The organism is Salisediminibacterium halotolerans (genome assembly GCF_003814815.1).
In the GTDB taxonomy this organism is placed as follows: Bacteria; Bacillota; Bacilli; order Bacillales; family Salisediminibacteriaceae; genus Salisediminibacterium; species Salisediminibacterium halotolerans.
In genome coordinates this window covers 157,227-175,485 of record NZ_RKQQ01000006.1, presented here as the reverse complement: position 1 = coordinate 175,485, position 18,259 = coordinate 157,227, and the positions used below count along the sequence as shown (strand labels likewise).

The 18,259-nt window shown below is 46.3% G+C and carries 20 protein-coding genes; 8 read left to right on the top strand and 12 right to left on the bottom strand.

Annotation, left to right across the window (positions count from 1 at the left end; all coding sequences use genetic code 11):
- Positions 1-89 precede the first annotated feature (89 nt).
- From EDD67_RS11715 to EDD67_RS11705, 3 genes are all read right to left on the bottom strand, one after another.
- Positions 90-1,235 carry a BMP family lipoprotein gene (locus tag EDD67_RS11715; RefSeq protein WP_121440180.1) on the bottom strand — a complete coding sequence of 382 codons (1,146 nt, stop codon included), beginning with the start codon at positions 1,233-1,235 and terminating at the stop codon, positions 90-92.
- 465 nt (positions 1,236-1,700) lie between these two features.
- A complete protein-coding gene (locus EDD67_RS11710) occupies positions 1,701-2,777 on the bottom strand; it encodes an ethanolamine utilization protein EutH (RefSeq protein ID WP_121440179.1) in 1,077 nt (358 codons plus the stop codon).
- A gap of 38 nt (positions 2,778-2,815) precedes the next feature.
- On the bottom strand, positions 2,816-3,349 hold the full coding sequence (locus tag EDD67_RS11705; RefSeq protein WP_123875843.1) for a hypothetical protein: 534 nt from the start codon (positions 3,347-3,349) through the stop codon (positions 2,816-2,818).
- A gap of 151 nt (positions 3,350-3,500) precedes the next feature.
- Between EDD67_RS11705 and EDD67_RS11700 the strand changes: the two genes are divergently transcribed.
- Entirely contained in the window at positions 3,501-3,746 is a 246-nt protein-coding gene (locus tag EDD67_RS11700; protein WP_093072783.1) for a hypothetical protein, read from the top strand.
- A gap of 124 nt (positions 3,747-3,870) precedes the next feature.
- Here the strand turns inward: EDD67_RS11700 and lepB are convergent, their stop codons facing one another.
- On the bottom strand, positions 3,871-4,455 hold the full coding sequence (gene lepB, locus EDD67_RS11695; RefSeq protein ID WP_121440177.1) for a signal peptidase I: 585 nt from the start codon (positions 4,453-4,455) through the stop codon (positions 3,871-3,873).
- Between the two features lie 189 nt (positions 4,456-4,644).
- Here lepB and EDD67_RS11690 point away from each other — a divergent pair, with 189 nt between their 5' ends.
- Positions 4,645-6,504 (top strand): transglycosylase domain-containing protein, encoded by a 1,860-nt coding sequence (locus EDD67_RS11690; protein WP_121440176.1) that lies wholly within the window; start codon positions 4,645-4,647, stop codon positions 6,502-6,504.
- 52 nt (positions 6,505-6,556) lie between these two features.
- Here EDD67_RS11690 and EDD67_RS11685 read toward each other — a convergent pair whose 3' ends face one another.
- The 6 genes from EDD67_RS11685 to queG form a co-directional block, all read right to left on the bottom strand.
- Complete coding sequence (locus EDD67_RS11685; RefSeq protein ID WP_121440175.1) at positions 6,557-7,114, bottom strand: YufK family protein; 558 nt, start codon at positions 7,112-7,114, stop codon at positions 6,557-6,559.
- A 553-nt stretch (positions 7,115-7,667) separates the two neighbouring features.
- A complete protein-coding gene (locus EDD67_RS11680; protein ID WP_121440174.1) occupies positions 7,668-7,976 on the bottom strand; it encodes an antibiotic biosynthesis monooxygenase family protein in 309 nt (102 codons plus the stop codon).
- Between the two features lie 258 nt (positions 7,977-8,234).
- Complete coding sequence (locus EDD67_RS11675; RefSeq protein WP_186805996.1) at positions 8,235-8,726, bottom strand: tRNA (cytidine(34)-2'-O)-methyltransferase; 492 nt, start codon at positions 8,724-8,726, stop codon at positions 8,235-8,237.
- Between the two features lie 84 nt (positions 8,727-8,810).
- Positions 8,811-9,347, bottom strand: coding sequence for a hypothetical protein (locus EDD67_RS11670; RefSeq protein WP_121440173.1), 537 nt, complete (start codon positions 9,345-9,347; stop codon positions 8,811-8,813).
- A 150-nt stretch (positions 9,348-9,497) separates the two neighbouring features.
- Entirely contained in the window at positions 9,498-10,028 is a 531-nt protein-coding gene (locus tag EDD67_RS11665) for a methylated-DNA--[protein]-cysteine S-methyltransferase (protein ID WP_093072789.1), read from the bottom strand.
- Positions 10,029-10,055: 27 nt separating this feature from the next.
- Positions 10,056-11,231, bottom strand: a complete 1,176-nt coding sequence (queG, locus tag EDD67_RS11660) for a tRNA epoxyqueuosine(34) reductase QueG (protein WP_121440172.1) — start codon at positions 11,229-11,231, stop codon at positions 10,056-10,058.
- Positions 11,232-11,484: 253 nt separating this feature from the next.
- On the opposite strand from queG, the gene EDD67_RS11655 reads away from it, so the two are divergent.
- A complete protein-coding gene (locus EDD67_RS11655) occupies positions 11,485-11,871 on the top strand; it encodes a DUF302 domain-containing protein (RefSeq protein ID WP_121440171.1) in 387 nt (128 codons plus the stop codon).
- Between the two features lie 206 nt (positions 11,872-12,077).
- A complete protein-coding gene (locus EDD67_RS11650) occupies positions 12,078-13,037 on the top strand; it encodes an NAD-dependent epimerase/dehydratase family protein (RefSeq protein ID WP_121440170.1) in 960 nt (319 codons plus the stop codon).
- A gap of 49 nt (positions 13,038-13,086) precedes the next feature.
- Here EDD67_RS11650 and EDD67_RS11645 read toward each other — a convergent pair whose 3' ends face one another.
- Positions 13,087-13,611 (bottom strand): GNAT family N-acetyltransferase, encoded by a 525-nt coding sequence (locus tag EDD67_RS11645; protein ID WP_121440169.1) that lies wholly within the window; start codon positions 13,609-13,611, stop codon positions 13,087-13,089.
- Positions 13,612-13,781: 170 nt separating this feature from the next.
- On the opposite strand from EDD67_RS11645, the gene EDD67_RS11640 reads away from it, so the two are divergent.
- Positions 13,782-14,327, top strand: a complete 546-nt coding sequence (locus EDD67_RS11640; RefSeq protein ID WP_121440168.1) for a DUF6155 family protein — start codon at positions 13,782-13,784, stop codon at positions 14,325-14,327.
- 100 nt (positions 14,328-14,427) lie between these two features.
- On the opposite strand, the gene EDD67_RS11635 is transcribed toward EDD67_RS11640, so the two are convergent.
- Positions 14,428-15,543 carry a YheC/YheD family protein gene (locus EDD67_RS11635; RefSeq protein ID WP_121440167.1) on the bottom strand — a complete coding sequence of 372 codons (1,116 nt, stop codon included), beginning with the start codon at positions 15,541-15,543 and terminating at the stop codon, positions 14,428-14,430.
- A gap of 237 nt (positions 15,544-15,780) precedes the next feature.
- Here EDD67_RS11635 and EDD67_RS11630 point away from each other — a divergent pair, with 237 nt between their 5' ends.
- The 3 genes from EDD67_RS11630 to EDD67_RS11620 all read left to right on the top strand — a co-directional run bounded on the left by EDD67_RS11630 (position 15,781) and on the right by EDD67_RS11620 (position 18,191).
- Positions 15,781-16,236 (top strand): flavodoxin, encoded by a 456-nt coding sequence (locus EDD67_RS11630; RefSeq protein ID WP_121440166.1) that lies wholly within the window; start codon positions 15,781-15,783, stop codon positions 16,234-16,236.
- A 366-nt stretch (positions 16,237-16,602) separates the two neighbouring features.
- On the top strand, positions 16,603-16,962 hold the full coding sequence (locus EDD67_RS11625; protein ID WP_121440165.1) for a YolD-like family protein: 360 nt from the start codon (positions 16,603-16,605) through the stop codon (positions 16,960-16,962).
- A gap of 5 nt (positions 16,963-16,967) precedes the next feature.
- Positions 16,968-18,191 (top strand): DNA polymerase IV, encoded by a 1,224-nt coding sequence (locus EDD67_RS11620; protein ID WP_121440164.1) that lies wholly within the window; start codon positions 16,968-16,970, stop codon positions 18,189-18,191.
- Positions 18,192-18,259 lie beyond the last annotated feature (68 nt).

Here is an 18,259-nt window from a genome sequence, read left to right as displayed (position 1 = left end):
CAACACCCCTATCAGGATCATTAACAGAGGCTAGTGCTGAGACTAGCCTCTGTTAACATTTTATAAGTGGTCTAGCTTAACATCGCGGTTTAGAGATCTGCTAAGAACTCTTCCAGTTCATCTTCAGTTTGCGGCACTTCGATCTCACCGTTAAGAATCTCTGCTTCGTACTCTTCAACGGCTTCCAACGCTTCGTCAGAAACGTTGTCTTGCGTTTCGGCAATGCCGACACCTTGATCTTCAAGGTCGAATTCAAGCGTTTCACCGCCTGGGAATTCACCGTTCATCGTCATTTCAGCGACTTCATAAACGGCTTGGTCGACCCGCTTCACCATTGATGTCAAAATGACGTTGCCGTCAGAATATTCGCCTTCAGTAAGCGCCTGGTCTTGGTCGACCCCGATCGCCCAGACTTCTTCTCCGCCTTCACGTCGGTCGATCGCTTCAGTAAAGAGCCCGTTTCCTGTATCGCCGGCAGCATGATAAATAATGTCCGCATCGTTACCGTAGAAGGAGTCAGCAATTTGCTGGCCTTGGTTTGGATCGTTAAAGTCTTGTGCGTACTGCGAAGAAATTTCAATATCTTCATCAACATAGTTGACGCCGGCTTCAAAACCGTTACGGAATTTTTCAATCAGCGGGCTTTCAACACCGCCGATAAAGCCGACATGGTCAGTCTCTGTGTGCATCGCTGCAACCACGCCGGTAAGGAAAGAACCTTCATGTTCAGCAAACAGAATGTTCGCAACGTTATCGACCGGCTCATCGTCACCATCTAATACTTCATCGTCAACGAGGGCGAAGTTTTGCTCCGGGTTTTGTTCTGCAACGGTACGGATATCATCAAGCATAAGGAAACCGATTCCGAATGTGATATCTGTTCCTTCACGGGCAAGCTGGTTCAAGTTCGGCTGATAGTCAGCGGAATCATCTGATTGGATATAATCAACTTCTGTTTCAGGATAGTCTTCATTAAACGTTGTCAAACCTTCCCAAGCGGATTCGTTAAAGGAACGGTCGTCTACCCCGCCGGTGTCCGTAACCATTTTCGCTGAGAAGTCGCCTTCAGCTGCTTCTTCACCATCGTTATTTTCATTGTTTTCCGCATTGTTTTCTGCGTTGTTGTTGCCAGCGTTCTCATTAACATCGGTCGTCTCATTATTTTCTCCGCAAGCCGCTAGCACTGTTGTTGCTGCCAACACTGATGACAAAAGTACTGTTGATCGTTTTTTCATTCTTAAGATCCCCCTTAAATATAATTATATTTAACCGCAAAAATTGAATATTTATTACGGTTTCTACCCTATTATGACATAGATCTTTACAAAAGTTCATAGTTAATTTAAAAGTAAAACGTTTACAAAATCAAAAAAATAAAGGTACGATGTCTGACCTCTTTCTTTTAAAATAAAACCTTAAGCGCTTTCAAGGTAATTTCACTATACCATGTTCTCGTTTAAGAATAAACCGTTTTTTTAAAAATGATTTTTTTCAATTTATCTCAGCGTTTCATTCAGTTCACAGCGGGAATATATGTATAATAAGTGCTTATTTGGAGGGATCATGTATGCAAAAGAAACCGACAGCGCAAACATACCAAAAAAAGTGGCACCGTTTTTGGCGCGATTGGCATGAGGCAAAAACGCATTTTTACGGAAGCGGCCGCCACGACAAAAAGCGGCAGTATCACGAAGAAAAACTTAATGAGACCATCGGTAATATTGATCAGCAAGACATACAGCAAGAACACCGGACGTCAGTTTCCCCGCAATCATCGGTATAACAAGATTCGGTTCAACAGCAGCTGTAAAACCGAGGTGAGCACCAAGCACAAACGCGCCGCTGACAGAAAACGCAATATTAATCAGTTTCGCGCGCTCCCCCATCTGATCCAGTCGTTTATACATCGGAATGCTGTGCGCAAATTGCGAGATAAAGCCTGCAAGCCCTTCATCATCAAGCGGTTTTTTCCCGCAAAGCCGTTGTAAATGCGGCAGTGCCGAACGTTTGATAAAATGAACAAACGGAAACGCCCCTGCTAACACAAGTGCAATAACTCCAATAATCTCCATCGATTCTGCAAACGGGGTCATCCCTTCAACGATAACCGCGCCTGAGAGCTCCTGGACACCGACAATCCCGATTAATACCGTCGTTAAGACGATGATGCCCCGTCCGGCAATAATAAATAAACGGATCATCAGCGGTTGAACCGCCGACATCCCAATGACGAGCACAGCTGTTAAGAAGAGCACCGGAATGAGCTGCACAAAGATCGCTTGCCACGGCATTCCCATCAGCGCGCCGGCCGCAAACGCACCTGCGGGCACAGGAATCAGGCCAATAATCATGCCCTTTCCCAAAATCGAATAATCACTCGGGTTGATCAACCCCAAAGCGACCGGTATCGTAAACACAAATACCGGACCGATCATCGTTGCCAGGATGACACCAGCAAATAAACCCGCTTCCGGTGTCTCCGCCAGTTCCAGCGCAAGCGAGTATCCGCCCATATCAATCGCCAAAAGCATGCCGAAAAAAACAGCCGGATCTGCTCCAATGAATTGAAAAAGCGGCACAACAGCCGGCTGGATCCAATCGGCAAGAACCGGCGCGGCAGAAATCATTCCGATCATGACTAAACCGAGCGGGCCCATTGCACGGAACCCTTCTTCAAACGCTTCGCCGTAACCGAAACGGTTGCCGGTTATTTTGTCTGCAATGCCTATCAGCATAAAAAGTATTAACAGCCAGACAACGGCCATGTAAATGTCCACGAATATACCGCTCCAGTCCGATCACACACGGATCACGATCATCTTTCTACCTCAAAAACTAACGACGCTGAGATCCATTCTTCGGCCAGCTCCCCGTTTTCACTGTTGACAGGCAAGAACTCAGCATCGACTTCCAGTTCATATTCACCGGCTGGAAAACGCTGTTCCGTTTGCAAATCTGCAAAAAACGACTCGCTTTCATCTGTCCCGTCCGCTGCTTCTGCCGCTGTATACACTTCCTCGTACCATTCATTCGCTTCTAAAACGATCGATGAAGCGCTGTCTTGAACACGCGGTGTCCAAGAGATATTTTGATCAATGTTTGACCAGCTAATTTGGAAGGGCGAGTCGTCACCACGAATTTCCTTCGATTCGTCTGAACCGGTATACATTAATTTCACACGCACCTTCACTTCATCGTCTTCTTCGTACAGAGCCTGCTCTGAGACAGCCCGTAAGAGATAATCTTCACTCTCTGTTTCTGCTACTACGCGGCGTTCTGTTTCATCCGGCTCATTGTTAACAGCCGTATTTTCGGCGCACGCTGTAAGAAATACCGCTGCCAAGATCACGAAATAGCGGATATGAACCTCCCCCTTACTGTTACTTTTTTAAGCATAATATTCCAATTCGCCCCCGTCAATGTCAGGAATTCGAAATTGCACGTTCGTGATCAGGCCGCTATAATAGACTTTGAAAGCACGTGACACTGGAGGGGATCGGATGGCCGCACAAAATATTGAAAATAACGCTCCGAAAGAGACGAAACGCGAATATATCCTGATATTCAGTTTACTTGCCATTGCCGTGATCGTCGGCATCTTTGTCGGATTAAATGAGGAATGGGTTACACAGCGCAACTTCAGCGCCGGTTATATGGCCGGGTCGCTTTTAACTGCGTTGTTATTGTTCGCAGTTTATCGTTCTGCTGCGTTTATCGTGACGAAGCTAAAAAAAGCGAAACATTAAACAAACGGAGCACCCTTGACGGGCGCTCCGTTTAAACTGCAGACAACCTGATATTAAGATGTGAGCCGGATTGCCGCTCCGCTCGCGCCTCCGGGAAAGCAAGCGGGGTTTCAGCCATTAAGCTTTACGGCAAGAAGCCGATTTTATTCATCGGCCACACGGTAATATCCGCCTCGCCGATGACTAAATCCTTATTTATAAAACCGATATGCCGGCTGTCGACACTATTTTGCCGATTATCGCCTAAAACAAACAGTTCTCCTTCAGGCACCTCTTCTTCCCCCGTCAAATCGCTTAACGTAAAATCTTCCGTAAACGACTCTTCAAGTGACAATTGTTTCAAGTCTTCAAGATGAGGTTCATCGATCAGTTCCCCGTTTACGTACAATTCGTCATTTTCAAATTTTATTTCATCTCCCGGCAAACCGACGACACGCTTAATATAGTCGGTCTCATGATCAACCGGAAAAATAATCATATCAAAGCGCTCCGGATCTTCCCATTCATAGCTGATTTTATTCACAATCACCCGATCACCGTCGTTCACGGTCGGCATCATCGATCGTCCATCAACTACATAATCGGCAAATAAGTATTCGCGCACCCCAATGAAAATAATCAAGGTAATCACTGCGATTTTCGTCAATTTCCAAGCATTCTTCAGCCATATTTTGTCCGACCGGGATCGGCGAAAAATATCCTGTTTCATTGTTTGTCCTCCATGATCTTTTTATCAATATTCACTCTTAATAACCGGATTATACAGGATTCAAACCGATTTTTTTAGCGCTTTTTTGGAATTCATCCTCGCGTCACAGCTGAAATCACACGTTGATCTTCCTTTTGCTGTTAAAAAGGCGTAAAATGTAGTCAAAAGGACAGGGGAGGAGCCCTGAAGATGAGAGCTATAGTCGGCACGGTTGCAGTTGTTATTTTCATCAGCATATTTGGACTTCTCTTTATCGAATTCACGAAAGAAGCCGCCAATACCCGCTCGATCCATACCGTACTGGACGAATCGATCGACGCCAATGATATTCATTTATCTACGAACAGTTACATCAGCGATAAAAACGGCAGCGTCGTCTATGAGGTTTACGGTGCTGAAAACCGAATCGAGCTCAATTACGATGATATTCCTTCGTATGTGAAAGACGCTTTCTTAGCAACGGAGGACCGGTTATTTTTCGATCACCCGGGCTTTGATATAACCGGCATTTCCCGAGCCTTTCTAGTCAATATGCAAAGTGACGGCGTCGAACAAGGAGGAAGCACGATTACGCAGCAGCTGGCGCGCAATGCTTTTTTAACCCACAGCCAGTCTTACGAACGAAAAATTTCTGAATTGCTCCACGCCTATCAGCTCGAGCGCACGCTGACAAAAGAAGATATTTTGGCAAAGTATATCAACACGATTTACTTTGCCAACGGGGTTTACGGGATAGAAGCTGCGGCTGAGTATTACTTCGGCAAATCGAGCAGTGAACTGACTTACGCAGAGACGGCATTTCTCGCTTCGATCCCGAACAATCCGAGCCATTACAATCCGCTTGAACATCAAGAGCGCACCGACGAACGTAAAAAATGGGTGCTTTCGCGCATGCTTGAAGAAGACGTGATCGATGAGGACGATTATCAAGCCTCGCTTGAAGAAACGATTGAACTGACCGATACGTCTCGGCGTGAGGAATATCCTGACTACGTCGCTTATGTTTATCATGAATTAAAAGAATTGATTGCAGAAGAAGAAAGGTATTCCGATCCGGAACAAACCGGAGCGGAAAATGAAGGCAACGGCGAAGAAGATCCGCTGCAGGCGCGGACGAATGAAGTGCTTGCCGAAGGGGTCACGATCGAAACCGGTCTGGACCCGGCATTGCAAGATCATGCGCAAAGACAGCTGAATCAAGAGCTGTCCGGAAGCGACATTCAAGGCGCGGTGTCGATCATCGATCACCGCAATCATTCGATTGCTGCCATCACAGGCGGCACCGATTATCAGCTGTTTGATTACCATCGCGGCTATCAATCGTTTCGGCAGCCGGGCTCAGCGATTAAACCGCTGCTCGTGTTTGCGCCTTATTTGAATGAAACAAACCAAACGCCGGAATCGTTGATCAATGCCGGTCCGTTTGAACGTAACGGCTATGAACCTGAAAATTTCGGCGGCAACGAGTACGGCAAAGTCACGATGACAGAAGCCTTCACACAATCTTACAACACCGCTGCTGTCAGAATGATGGATCAAACCGGGGTTGAAGAATCCTTTGCTTATATCGAACCGTTTCAGTTCAAACAGCTCAATGACAGTGACTACCGGCTTCCTGCTGCACTCGGCGGGTTCACACACGGCGTCTCGGTCAATGAATTAACGGCGGCGTATACAGTCTTTGCTGCCGACGGAATGTATCAGGAACCTCGAGCCATCCAACGAGTAAAAGATCATAACGGCGATGTTCTCTATGAATGGAACGAATCCGCTGAAGACATTTTTGAAAAACAAACAGCCGAACAGATTCGTACGATGTTAAGCGGCGTCATATCCGAGGGCACCGGCCGCGAAGCCGGATTTGATACTTCCGGGTTTTTAGGCGGAAAGACCGGCACAACCAATGAGTTTTACGATTTATGGTTTGTCGGATCAGACGATGACTACACTGCCGGGCTGTGGGTCGGCAAGGACTCCCCTGAATCTCTGATGGACGAAAGCAGCAGCCACCTGCACACAAGGTTATGGCGGCAAATCATGAACCGGTAAAATAAATGACACGCGCAGCGGAGGCTGCGCGTGTCTTCCTTTCGCCTTACGATTAAATCGGCAAGCTGGCGATCACACTGTTATAAAGAATCAGCATCGCGTATGACACGGCAAGCAAGAACGTCGCCCAAAACAAAATGTGAAAAAAGATCAGTCCCATTAACGCACCAGCGGATAATGATTCGCTTACTTTGTAAATGAAATAGAAGAAATAAATGACACACCCTGCTAAAAAAACAGCCACCAGTAAAAACCCGTTAACAACCGCAATTACTGAGATGATCGAAAAAATCAAGAAAACCCACGATCCGCGCCGAACCTTTTGCAGCTCTTTGCCTTCTTCATCTTTTGAGAAAAAAAGAAGCGACAACTCGTTCACCGTATCAGCGATTAATTTCATTGCTGCAAAAACCATAAAATAGAAAAACCATAAAACAAACAAAAGCGTCAGCTGAATGCCCCGTTCAGAAAAAAATTCGATCATTCCGCTATAGAGGCCGAGTTCTTGTAAGTAATCAATCACCATCGTTCCGGAATAAATCGAAAACGACATGCTGAACAATATGATCGCTATAAGCGGAAAATGGCTTGTTAAATAAGCATTTTTCATCACGAGTGTCTCCTAACTGTATGTATACCGTAATATTCTAAATTTTACCTGTTTCTTTGGCAGACAGCAAGCTGATTCATCCCGCGACAAGCAGTCGCAGGATGGCAGATCCCTTCCAAACAGATCCCAGAGCTTTATTTTACATTTTTATGGAATGAAATACTTACTCACAGTGCCAAAAACAGCTCGAGTGCAAGAAAACCCCGTCAAAATTTGAATAATTTGTAAAATTTGCGAGCGTCTTTTGCGATCCGATCGTTTACGGATTCCGTCATCCCCTTCAAACTGCAAAACCCGCGGGAATAAGCCGGAATGCTGGGTCATCCTCCTTCTTTGAATCGAGTGTTTTCATAATAAAGGAAGCCGCACAGCCACTTCCTCCAACGCCTCCGGGAAATCAAGAGACGAAGATCCGGATTCGGCGGTCTGAGACCGCCGAATACTAGCTGAGTCCTTGCCCGGGGCAAGCGGAGGGTAGCGGCTGCGTGGCTGACGTCAAAATAATAATTTGTCTAAAAATCTGAACCCGCGGCACCGCCGCGGGTTCAACCGATTATTCTAAATGATGGACAGCTTCGTATTCAAAGATCGTATTTCCTTGTGTCGGGCTTTCATCCAAGTTTTCCCGGCGTTTTTTATGCGCATCCTTAAATGACTGGCTGTTAATCCAGTTGTGATAATCTTCTTTTGATGACCATTTTGTCAATACGACTTGATCATGTTCGCCATTCGCCGGATGCAAAAACATAAAATCGAGACACCCGGGGACTTCTTTCATCTTTTCGGCGCTTTTGCTGAATCGTTCAGCAACATTTTCCCTGCCCTCCGGAGGAACATGCAGTTCATTCATCACAACGTACATTGGCAACACCCTAACATTTGATATTTTAACCATTATATAATAGTGTTTACCGTGTTAAAAGAAATGAGCATTCGCTTTCTCGGTTTTCATTCCGTTTGAAACATGGTATATTAAAATTAGAACTTGCTAAAGGAGGCGCAGGCATGGATCTTATCCTAATCCTCGGAGTCTGTATTGTATTTCTAATCTCCATATTCACGGCCGGCTACGAAACAAAACCGCACAAAAATTAATGCAAAATAAAACCCGTTGACGTGATCAGTCAACGGGTTTTTTCGGATGAACAGGCATAAATGCTTGTTGACGCAATGCTTCATAGACGACAATCGCTGCCGTGTTCGACAAATTCAGCGAACGGATATGTTCCGTTTGCGGAAGTTTAATGCACCGCCCCTCGTTTCCATCCGTCAATTCCCTCGGCAAACCGCTCGTTTCCTTGCCGAAAACAAAAAAGTAATCTTTATCCGGATCGGTGTAACTGTACTCATACAAATGGTTTCCGCCGATCGTTTCAATAAAATAAAACTCTGCGTCCGGATAAGCGCGGCGCAGTTCGTCAAACGAGTCGTAATGATGCACATCGACGTTCGGCCAATAATCACACCCGGCTCGTTTTAACATCCGGTCATCGGTTGAAAAACCGAGCGGATGAATTAAATGCAGCCCTGTATTTGTTCCCGCACATGTTCTGGCAATATTCCCTGTATTCGCCGGGATTTCCGGCTCATGCAATACCACATGGATTCCCACACTTGTCACCTCGTCCAATTTCTTCTCTTCAGCGCACAAAAAGTCCGTTCGTCAACACAAACGAACAGACAAGCACCCTGCTTCCTATGAGTTTAACACATCCAAATCCTCAACAAAATCAATCATCTCATGGACAGACACATCGCGTCCGGCCACTTGATAAAACGGGATATCATCCGTTTGCGATTGATACACATCTTCTTTTTGCACAAAGGTCATCTGCACATCGTTGTCGTCTCGAGTTTCGAACGTCACTTCGCCTACATACCGAGACGTTTCAATCATTTGCCGCTCTGCTTCATCCTGCAAAATCGTCTGATCTTCAGCGATTAAGAAGTCGCGGACCATTTCGATCTTCAACCCTTGGATCGTTGGGTCTTGAATCAACTCTATTTGACGGCTGTCATCCTCTTCATGCCGAAACGTCGTAATGACAAGCGCATCTTCTACATGCGTTTCCCCCATTTGCCACTCCTCAGCCAGCGGGTCAGGCCCGATCACCGGAAAAGGCATTTCTTCTTTGGCCTCTTTAAGCGTCGCTTCCGCATGGTTGCAAGCATTTAAAGCTGTAAGCAGAGCGACAATTAACAGGCCTCCCTTTAAAAAAGAACCAATTCTCATATTAAACACCTAATCTTTCAGGCAAGATTATGAAAAAATATGTTAAATTCTCAAATTTAACCTTATCATATCACACCCCATGATTGTATCCATGTGTCAAAAGTTGGGGATGATAAAAAAAGATCCGGCAGACTCCCGCCGGATCTTGACTTAATACGTCGGTTCCAATGCGCCTTCATGTTTTAACAGCGTTTCTTTAATATCAATCCCCGACCCGTAACCGACCATCGCTCCATTTGAACCAATGACACGGTGGCACGGAACAATGATCGGAACAGGATTTTGATTGTTGGCTCCCCCGATCGCTCTGACTGCTTTCGGAGCTCCGATCGCTTTGGCGATGTTTTTATACGTTTCTGTTTGGCCGTAAGGAATCTTCATCAGTTCTTGCCATACCATTTTTTGAAAGGATGTGCCCATTAAATCGAGTTTCAACTCAAATTCTTGACGCGTTCCTTGAAAATATTCCGTTAATTGTTTTACTTCTTCGTCAAAAACCTCGTCTTTTTGCGTCAATTCACTGCAAGACTGTAATTTTTTCAGTCTCGCTTTCATTTGATAGCAACTGTTTTTGATCGAACCATACTGTATAAAACAAATCCCTTTTTCGGTCTTCGCGATCGTCAACGGACCGACGATGCTTTCTGTCTCTGTGTAATAAATCCAAGGTCGACTGCTCATGCAATCCCTCCCGCTATACTGCTCATTTTAAGCTTTGCTTTCGGCTGATTTACGTTTTTCGCCCGTTTCATGTTTCAGACGATTCAGCACATTTGTCATTTCTGTTATCGCGGTTTCATCCTCTTCCTGCTCAAGCGCCGTTTGAATCCGCTCCGCTGTCAGTTTTTCCGAGGAAATTTCCGCTGCCGCCCACGCTGCAGTGGCACGAATAACCGGGCGCGGATCGTTTTCAAGCCGGTCGAACACAGCGTCAAGCGCCGTTTCATCTTTAAAATTCCCCAAGGCGATGAGCGCATTGCGCTGAATCGGCTTTTTCCCGCGCCAAGCTCCGGATATCGCGCCGAACTTTTGTTTAAATTCCCGGTTGCTCATCGTTAATAGCGGGACTAACAACGGCTTCACCACTTCCGGGTCCGGTTCCATTTCCGGGTGATGGTGGACATCGACCCCTTTATTTTCCGGACAGACGACTTGGCAAGTATCACAGCCGTATAGCCGATTACCGATTTTTTTTCGGTATTGCTCCGGTAAAACATCTTTTGTTTGTGTTAAATAAGCGATACATTTGCCGGAATCGAGCTGTCCGCCTTGAATGAGCGCCCCGGTCGGACAAGCATCGACACATTTATTGCACGTACCGCACTGATCAAACAGCGGCGTATCAGCCGCAAAATCAACCGTCGTAATCAATTCACCCAAGTACACGTACGAACCAAATCCCGGCGTAATAATGGCACAGTTCTTTCCGCTCCAGCCGATGCCGGCCCGCTCTGCGACAGCACGGTCCGGCAGTTCGCCCGTATCAACCATATACGTCGATGATTCGTCAGGGAAACGCTCCGCGATAAACGTCTGCAATTGCTCAAGCTTGCGGCGTAAAATATGATGATAATCTTCGCCCCACGAAGCGCGGCAAAAAATCCCCCGGCGCTCTCCTTTTTTAGAACGCGGCGGCGACGTCATTTTCGATGGATACGCGAGCGCAATCGAAATGATCGATTTCGCTTCCGGAAGAAGCCGTTCAGGCTCTGTCCGTTCTTCAATCGTCCCCTTTTCAAACCCCGACTGATAATCGTTCGCCTGCTGATCAGCTAAACGCGCTTTCATCGTGACAAACGGATCAGCTGACGCAAATCCGATTTTATCAATACCGATCGATTCACTGAAGTCGATAATTTCTTGCTTGATATCGGCATTTTTCATCCAGCTAACCATCCTGTTCGTTGTATTTAGATACGAAAAAGCAGCGTCCTCGTAAGAAGATCACTACTTCTTTTGTTAAAGCTTATCAGCTCTCAGATTGCGAAACAATATGAAAAAGTCCCGTTTACTAGTCAAAAGTGTACTAGCTGATTTCAGGGAAGTCAAACGAAGCCAAACCCCGATTATTTGTCAAAACCGTCAGAGACTGTTATCTTTAAAGGAGAAACGCAATCATACCCGAGGAGGAATAACGATGACATTCGATTACACAATCAGCAGTGATAAAAACCTCGATGAATTAATTCAATCGCTGGAAACCTCGCTTCAAAACGAAGGTTTCGCCGTCCTTTGGCATTTTGATGTGAAAGCAACCCTGCACAAAAAAGGTTTCGATTATGATGATGAATACCGGATTTTAGAAGTGTGCAACCCGGGCGTGGCAAAAGAAATGCTCGACGAAACAAAGATGGCCGGATATTTCCTCCCGTGTAAAGTCACTGTTTTTGAAAGCGGCGGAAAAACGTATGTCGGCATGCCGAAACCGACGACATTATTCAACTTGACTGATAACGAAACGGCCCGTCACCATGCAGCCGACGTTGAACAGCAAATGATCAAATGCTTTGAAAAAGCCGTGTAATCTTTATCGATCTCTGCACCTGATAACTGAGTTTAGCGAAAGCGTCATCTTCGGATGACGCTTTTATTAATTATTTGCACCATTTTCGTTATAACGAATACTTTTTTCGAAAAAGGGTATATGATAACAAACTGTCGTATCGTTTACCTTTTCATTCTCTTTGTCTTTATCTTCGGAATAAAAATTTCATAAAGGCGGTGTATACGATGAAAGATGTTCTTGTCTTAGGTGCATCAGGCGGGATCGGCTCAGCACTTGTCCAAGAACTGGTTGGACGCGGGATTCACGTGCGTGCGTTTGCACGCGACGAAGCGAAGATGAAAGACATTCATGCAGAACGAGACGGAAAGGTCCGCTATATTCCGGGAAATGCCCTTGTTTTAAACGATATTCTCCATGCAGCCCACAGCGCAGACACGATTTTTCATGCGATCAGCTTTCCTTATGAAGATTGGCAAGAAAACCACATGCTTTGTTTAAAAAACGTCCTCGAAGCAGCCAGCACCAATCAAGCGAATCTTGTCTTTGCTGACAACATTTATGCTTACGGACCAAGTCCCGGATATAAATTAAAGGAATCAAATTCGAAAAACCCGCAGACGAACAAAGGAAAGCTCCGTTTGGCAATGGAACAAGAGATCGAAAAAAGTCCGGTCCCGTCAATTATTGCCCACTTGCCGGATGTCTTTGGTCCGCGCGCAGAAAATACAATCTTGAATATCACTTTTGAAGATGTCGCCAACAATAAATCAGCCCGATTTATCGGGCCGCTCGATCAGCCGCGCGAATTTCTCTACACAAAAGACGCCGCCAAAGCGCTTGCAGAACTCGCGCTTCATGACCATGCTTATAATCAGTATTGGAATATTCCTCCGCTCAAACCGGTCACCGGGAATCAATTAATTCACATCATAAAATCCGTCACCGATTATCAAAAATCGGCCCGGACGATGTCGAAATCGATGCTGAATATGATCGGCCTTTTCCAGCCGACTGTTCGGGAAATGAAAGAAATGTTCTATTTGACAGATCAGCCGGTTTTTATTGACGGGAAAAAGTACGAAGATCACATCGGTCCGCTGCCGCACACACCGCTCGAAACCTCTTTAAAAGAAACACTCGACTGGTACAAAACAAACCAGATAAAAAATAAGTCGATTTCTTAATGAATGAAGGATAGAGGCGGATATCATTTGCTTAACCGCTTCTTTTTAGTTAAAGTGCTTTCGGATTCCCGCAAGCATAAAAAATCTGACGAACATTGTTTTTTTCGAATTGCTCACAAAACTGCATCCCGATCTTCGCGGCGACTTTTTGCGACGGGATGTTTTTTTCTTGCATATAAGAATAGACACTTGAAAGGCGCAAAACCGTGAACGCATATTCTAAACAAGCTTGTGCCGCTTCAGATGCATAACCATTATTCCAATAGTCTTTGATGATGTGATATCCTATTTCCGGCAATACTTTGCCGTCGATCTCTTGAAGCGTGATTCCGCAGTCACCGATCAACCGGCCGTTTTCTTTTAATATCACCGCCCACAACCCGTGGTTATTCATTTCATAGGATCGAATATTTTGTTGAATCCACCGCTCGACTTTTTCGTAACTGAAAGGTTCGGGATAATACTTCATTGACTCCGGATCCGACAACACTTGAGCTAAAGAATCAGCGACCGCTGTAATAAATTCACGTAAATACAGCCTGTCTGTCTCAATCACTTTTTTCGCATGCTGCATATAGAATCCCTCCTCCGGCAAAGATGCCATTTCATCAGTAACTTTCGTTTATCGTCGGACAATCAATAATTTTCTGAAAGCTATTTTACAAATCATACTGATTATCCCTTTTTTATGTTGTAAAATAGAAGAAACGAGTACACTTATTGCACGTAAAGGTGGGAGATAACATGACAACAATCCGAACAAACGAATTAAAAAAGGCGTTGAAAGATCTTGACCGCAAAGAGCTGATTGGTTTAATCGAGGAAATGCACGACCTTAACGATGATACAAGACAGTTTCTAGCGAATAAATTTATCGGCGAAGATGCGATTGAAGCCGCTTATTTGAAAGCAAAAAAACAAATTAACGATGAATTCTTTCCGGAAGAAGGGATCACACGCCTTCGCCTGAACGTCGCCAAAAAAGCGATCACAGACTTCAAAAAAGTCTCCGGCGATGATTGCCGGATGGTTGAGCTGATGCTTTTTTACGTTGAAACCGGGACAGAATTCTCCCGCCGTCACGGCGATATGAATGATAATTTCTATGCGAGTATGATTTCAATGTACGAGCGTGCGCTGAAAATTTACCAAAATAACACGGACATTTGCGACGACTTTAAAGACCGGTTTTACAATGTCGTCGTTAAATCAAAAGGCACGATTTGGGGCTATTATGAAGCCTTGGCAGAGATGTATCAATCTGCTTTTGAGAAAAAGCGCAAAAAGTAACCGGCATGTTTTACTGACGGCACGATGAATAAGAACGGCAATGACTGCGAACGCTTTTGCATTCTAACGAGTCATTGCCGTTCTTTTTTCTGTGATCGATTTATTTCGCAGCAACGAGCTTATTCGCCCGTTTTTTAAGGCGGTTTTTAATACGTCTTACGAACGTTCGCGGCTTCGGCTTTGCCGTTCCCGGGTCGGCTGCTGCCGGCGTGCTCTTTTCCAGCTTCGTTTTCATAATATACTCGTAATGCTGCGCTTTCGCCTCTCCGATCTCCGATTCATAAAATTTCGGCCCCGGCGACGTGTTGACTTCGAAAAACCACGGTTTCCCTGTTTCATCCAATCCGATATCAATCCCCAGCGCATCAATTTCAAACGAAAAGTGCTTTTGCAGCTTATCGGGGAAGGTCGTCGAGATTTCGACTAACTTCTCTTTCACACGCTCCGCCTCGTTGCCGAAGACGTTCGCTAAAAACGGATCAATTTGCGAAATCCCGCCACCTTGGTTAACATTCGAGGTAATCGCATTGCTCATCCCGATCCGCGGAAGCAGGTTAATCACCTGCCATTCACCGTCCTTTCCGCGCCGCACATGCATACGGATATCATATGGATGACCTTCGCGCGTTTTTGAACGTATCAACGGCTGGATCAAATATTTTCGTTCTCTTAACGTCTCCTTCACCATCTTTTTCATATCCGTCTCCGCTAGAAGCTCGCTCGTTTTATCCGTCTGTAATTTATATTTCCCTTCCTCACAAGACACTTGATAAATCCGGTTGCCTTGACTCCCCTTCGCCGGTTTTAAAATCGCTTCACCGTAATGATCAATAAACTCATCGAGGTCGCTGAGCGACTGCACATGCCGGTACGGAATCAACAGCTCATCAAAACCGCCGTCCGTTTCCATAAGCTGATACAGTTCATCCTTGCTCCCGAGCCTGTGTGTCGTCAAATAACAATACTTTTCTAATTCCTGATGAACCTCTTTCGTCTCTGCAGTCGGCAGCGAATTATCAACGACATCCGGATAAGGTGTCTCTCGTTTTACCCAGCCGTTTTTAACCGGAAAAAGCCCGACAATGATTTTTTTAGTAACATCCACATCTTTCGGCCGGAAGTAAAAAAACTCCACATCATATAATTGGCAGGCTAAAGCTGAAGCCCGAGCGATTTTCGTAGGCTCATTTCTTCTTCGCAGCATCCCGACGCGCATGGCGATCTTCCTCTCTCAAGTGAATTAGTTTCTCATGCCTATACCCTTAATTTCCCTGCCAAACATCAATAATCGATCATTTTTTAAAAATAAGAAAAAACTAGCACATACTGCGACCTATAATCAAGCAACGACTTCCCTGCCTTTATCCTTCTTGTTTGATTGACACTCTCGTTTCATTTAACATATAGTGAAGATGTGAGAATGATTATCATTATTAAAACGAGGTGGCCATAGATGAAAAATGTATTAGTCGTTTATGCGACAATGTCAGGCAATACCGAGGAGATTGCCGAACTGATTGAGAAAGGTCTCGTCTCCGAAGGATGCACCGTTGAAAAAGTCGAAGCTGATGATACAACCGCTGAAATGATCAGTAATTACGACGCCTTTTTGTTAGGATCGTTCACATGGGGCGACGGAGATTTGCCGGAAGAGAGCATGGACCTTTATGACGAATTGGAAGCCGCCGATCTGACCGGCAAATCGTTTGCTGTCTTCGGCTCAGGCGATACGTCGTATGAAATTTTTTGCGGCGCTGTCGACGAATTGGAAACAATCGTGAAGGAACAAGGCGGCGAACTCGTGTTAGATGGGTTGAAAATTGAAGATTTCCCCGAAGGCGAAGAAGTGAACGAGACGATCGAATACGGCGCAAAGTTCGCGCGGATTGTTAAAGAAAAATCATCATAAACCAACATGTCAAAAGACTGCCGCAAACTCGCTTGCCGCGGGCAACGCCTCAGCCTCCTCAGAAGCGAAACCGCTTCTTGCGGGGTCTTTGGCAGTTGCTTTTCCCGCAGGCGTCGGAGGAGTGGATGCATGGCTTCTTTTTTATGAATACACTCGGTTCAAAGAAGGAGGACAATCCGTCGTCATCCCGTTCTCTTTAATATAACCTCCATCAATGTTATGACTTTGTCTGCACCCTGTAAGCTCCCGTCTGCCAGCGGGAGCTTATTTATTTAGTGTCAGCCGTTTTTGCAACTGAGTCAAAATCACCTGTTTAACAGAACGTATGTTCGTGTATAATAAGAAGAGAAGAAAGGACGTGACAGCATGAAACCGAACAAATTAACCCCGAACACGAATTTGCGTTGGGAAAGCAGCCGGATGATTTTGCCGGAATGGCGGCAAAAATGGCTTGAACGCCAAGCCGAGCATGTGAAAGAGGCCCCGCCGATGCTTGATGAACAATTGTTTGCCGAATACGGCGAACATTTGCAGCAAAGCCTTGCCACCGGCAATCCTGTCGAGATCACCTATTGGGACAGCGGCCATTTTTACACGTTTTCCGGAGCCGTCACCGCGATCACCAAGCAACAAAAAACGATCCGCCTCGCGTCGGCAAACGACCGCTTAGACATTCCGCTCGAACATATCAAAGCCGTCACGCGGCCGGGATCTTCGGAGGTGTAACAGTCATGAAGCGCACCGTCTTTTTGATCGATATGCAAAGTTTTTACGCAGCCGTTGAAAAAGTGTATGACGCGCGCCTCACTGACTTGCCCGTCGTCGTTGCCGGCGATCCGGAGCGCCGTAGCGGCGTGATTTTAGCCGCTTGTCCGATCGCGAAAACGTACGGCGTTCAAACCGCTGAAGCGCTTTGGGAAGCAGAAGGAAAATGTCCGCCATTGCAAATCGTCCGTCCGAGGATGCAGCTTTACGTCGATATCTCCACACAGATTAATGAACTGTTTTTAACCTACACCGACCAAGTTGAGCCGTTTTCCGTCGACGAATCGTTCATCGAACTGACCGGCACGCCGCACGAAACAGATCCGGAAGAGACCGCAAAGAAACTTCAAGAAGAAATTTACCGCCAGTTCGGGATCGTTGCCCGGATCGGGATCGGCGAAACGAAAATTTTAGCCAAAAGCGCTTGCGATTTGCTCGCGAAAAAACGGCCGGGCGGGATCTTCACCTTGCATAAAGATCGTCTCGAACACGATTTCTGGCCGTTTCCGATTAAAAAGCTGTTCGGGATCGGCCGAAAGATGGAAAAGCACATGCACAGCGCCGGGATCCGCACGATCGGAGGCCTTGCCAATACTCCGCTGAAACGGCTGCAAAAGCGCTGGGGCATTAACGGCGAACTTCTTTGGCAATACGCCAACGGCATCGATCCGTCTCCGGTGACGCCGAATACGCACCAGGAAAAGAAAAGCGTCGGCCACGGCATGACGCTTCCGAAAGATTACACTAAACAGGCAGATATCCTCGTCGTCGTGCGCGAACTCGCAGAAGAAGTCGCGCGCCGAACGCGGTCCGAACGGCTGCTCGGCCGGCAGATTTCGCTCGGCGTGCGCGGCACATACGACACGCCGGACGGTTTTTCCCGGCAAATCGCGCTGCATATGCCGACCAATGACGGCCGCGTCATTTACCGCGCCGCGCGGACTCTGTTTGAGCGGCATTGGAACGGCACGCCCGTCCGCAGTCTCAGCCTCGCGCTCGATAAAGTCGAGCCCGATGCATTCCGGCAGTTAAATCTGTTTGATGAATTGGAAGACCAGCCGGCGTTAAACCGTACACTCGACACGCTGAAAGAACGCTACGGCGCGGATGCGATTATGTACGCCTCTTCGTTAACCGACGCCGGTCAAGCGCTCGAACGGGCGAAAAAAATCGGCGGGCATTACAAGTGACCGGAGCAGACAAATCCCCCTCCGCCAATGAAGGCGAAGGGGGACAGCGTCAATATCTCAGCCCGGCT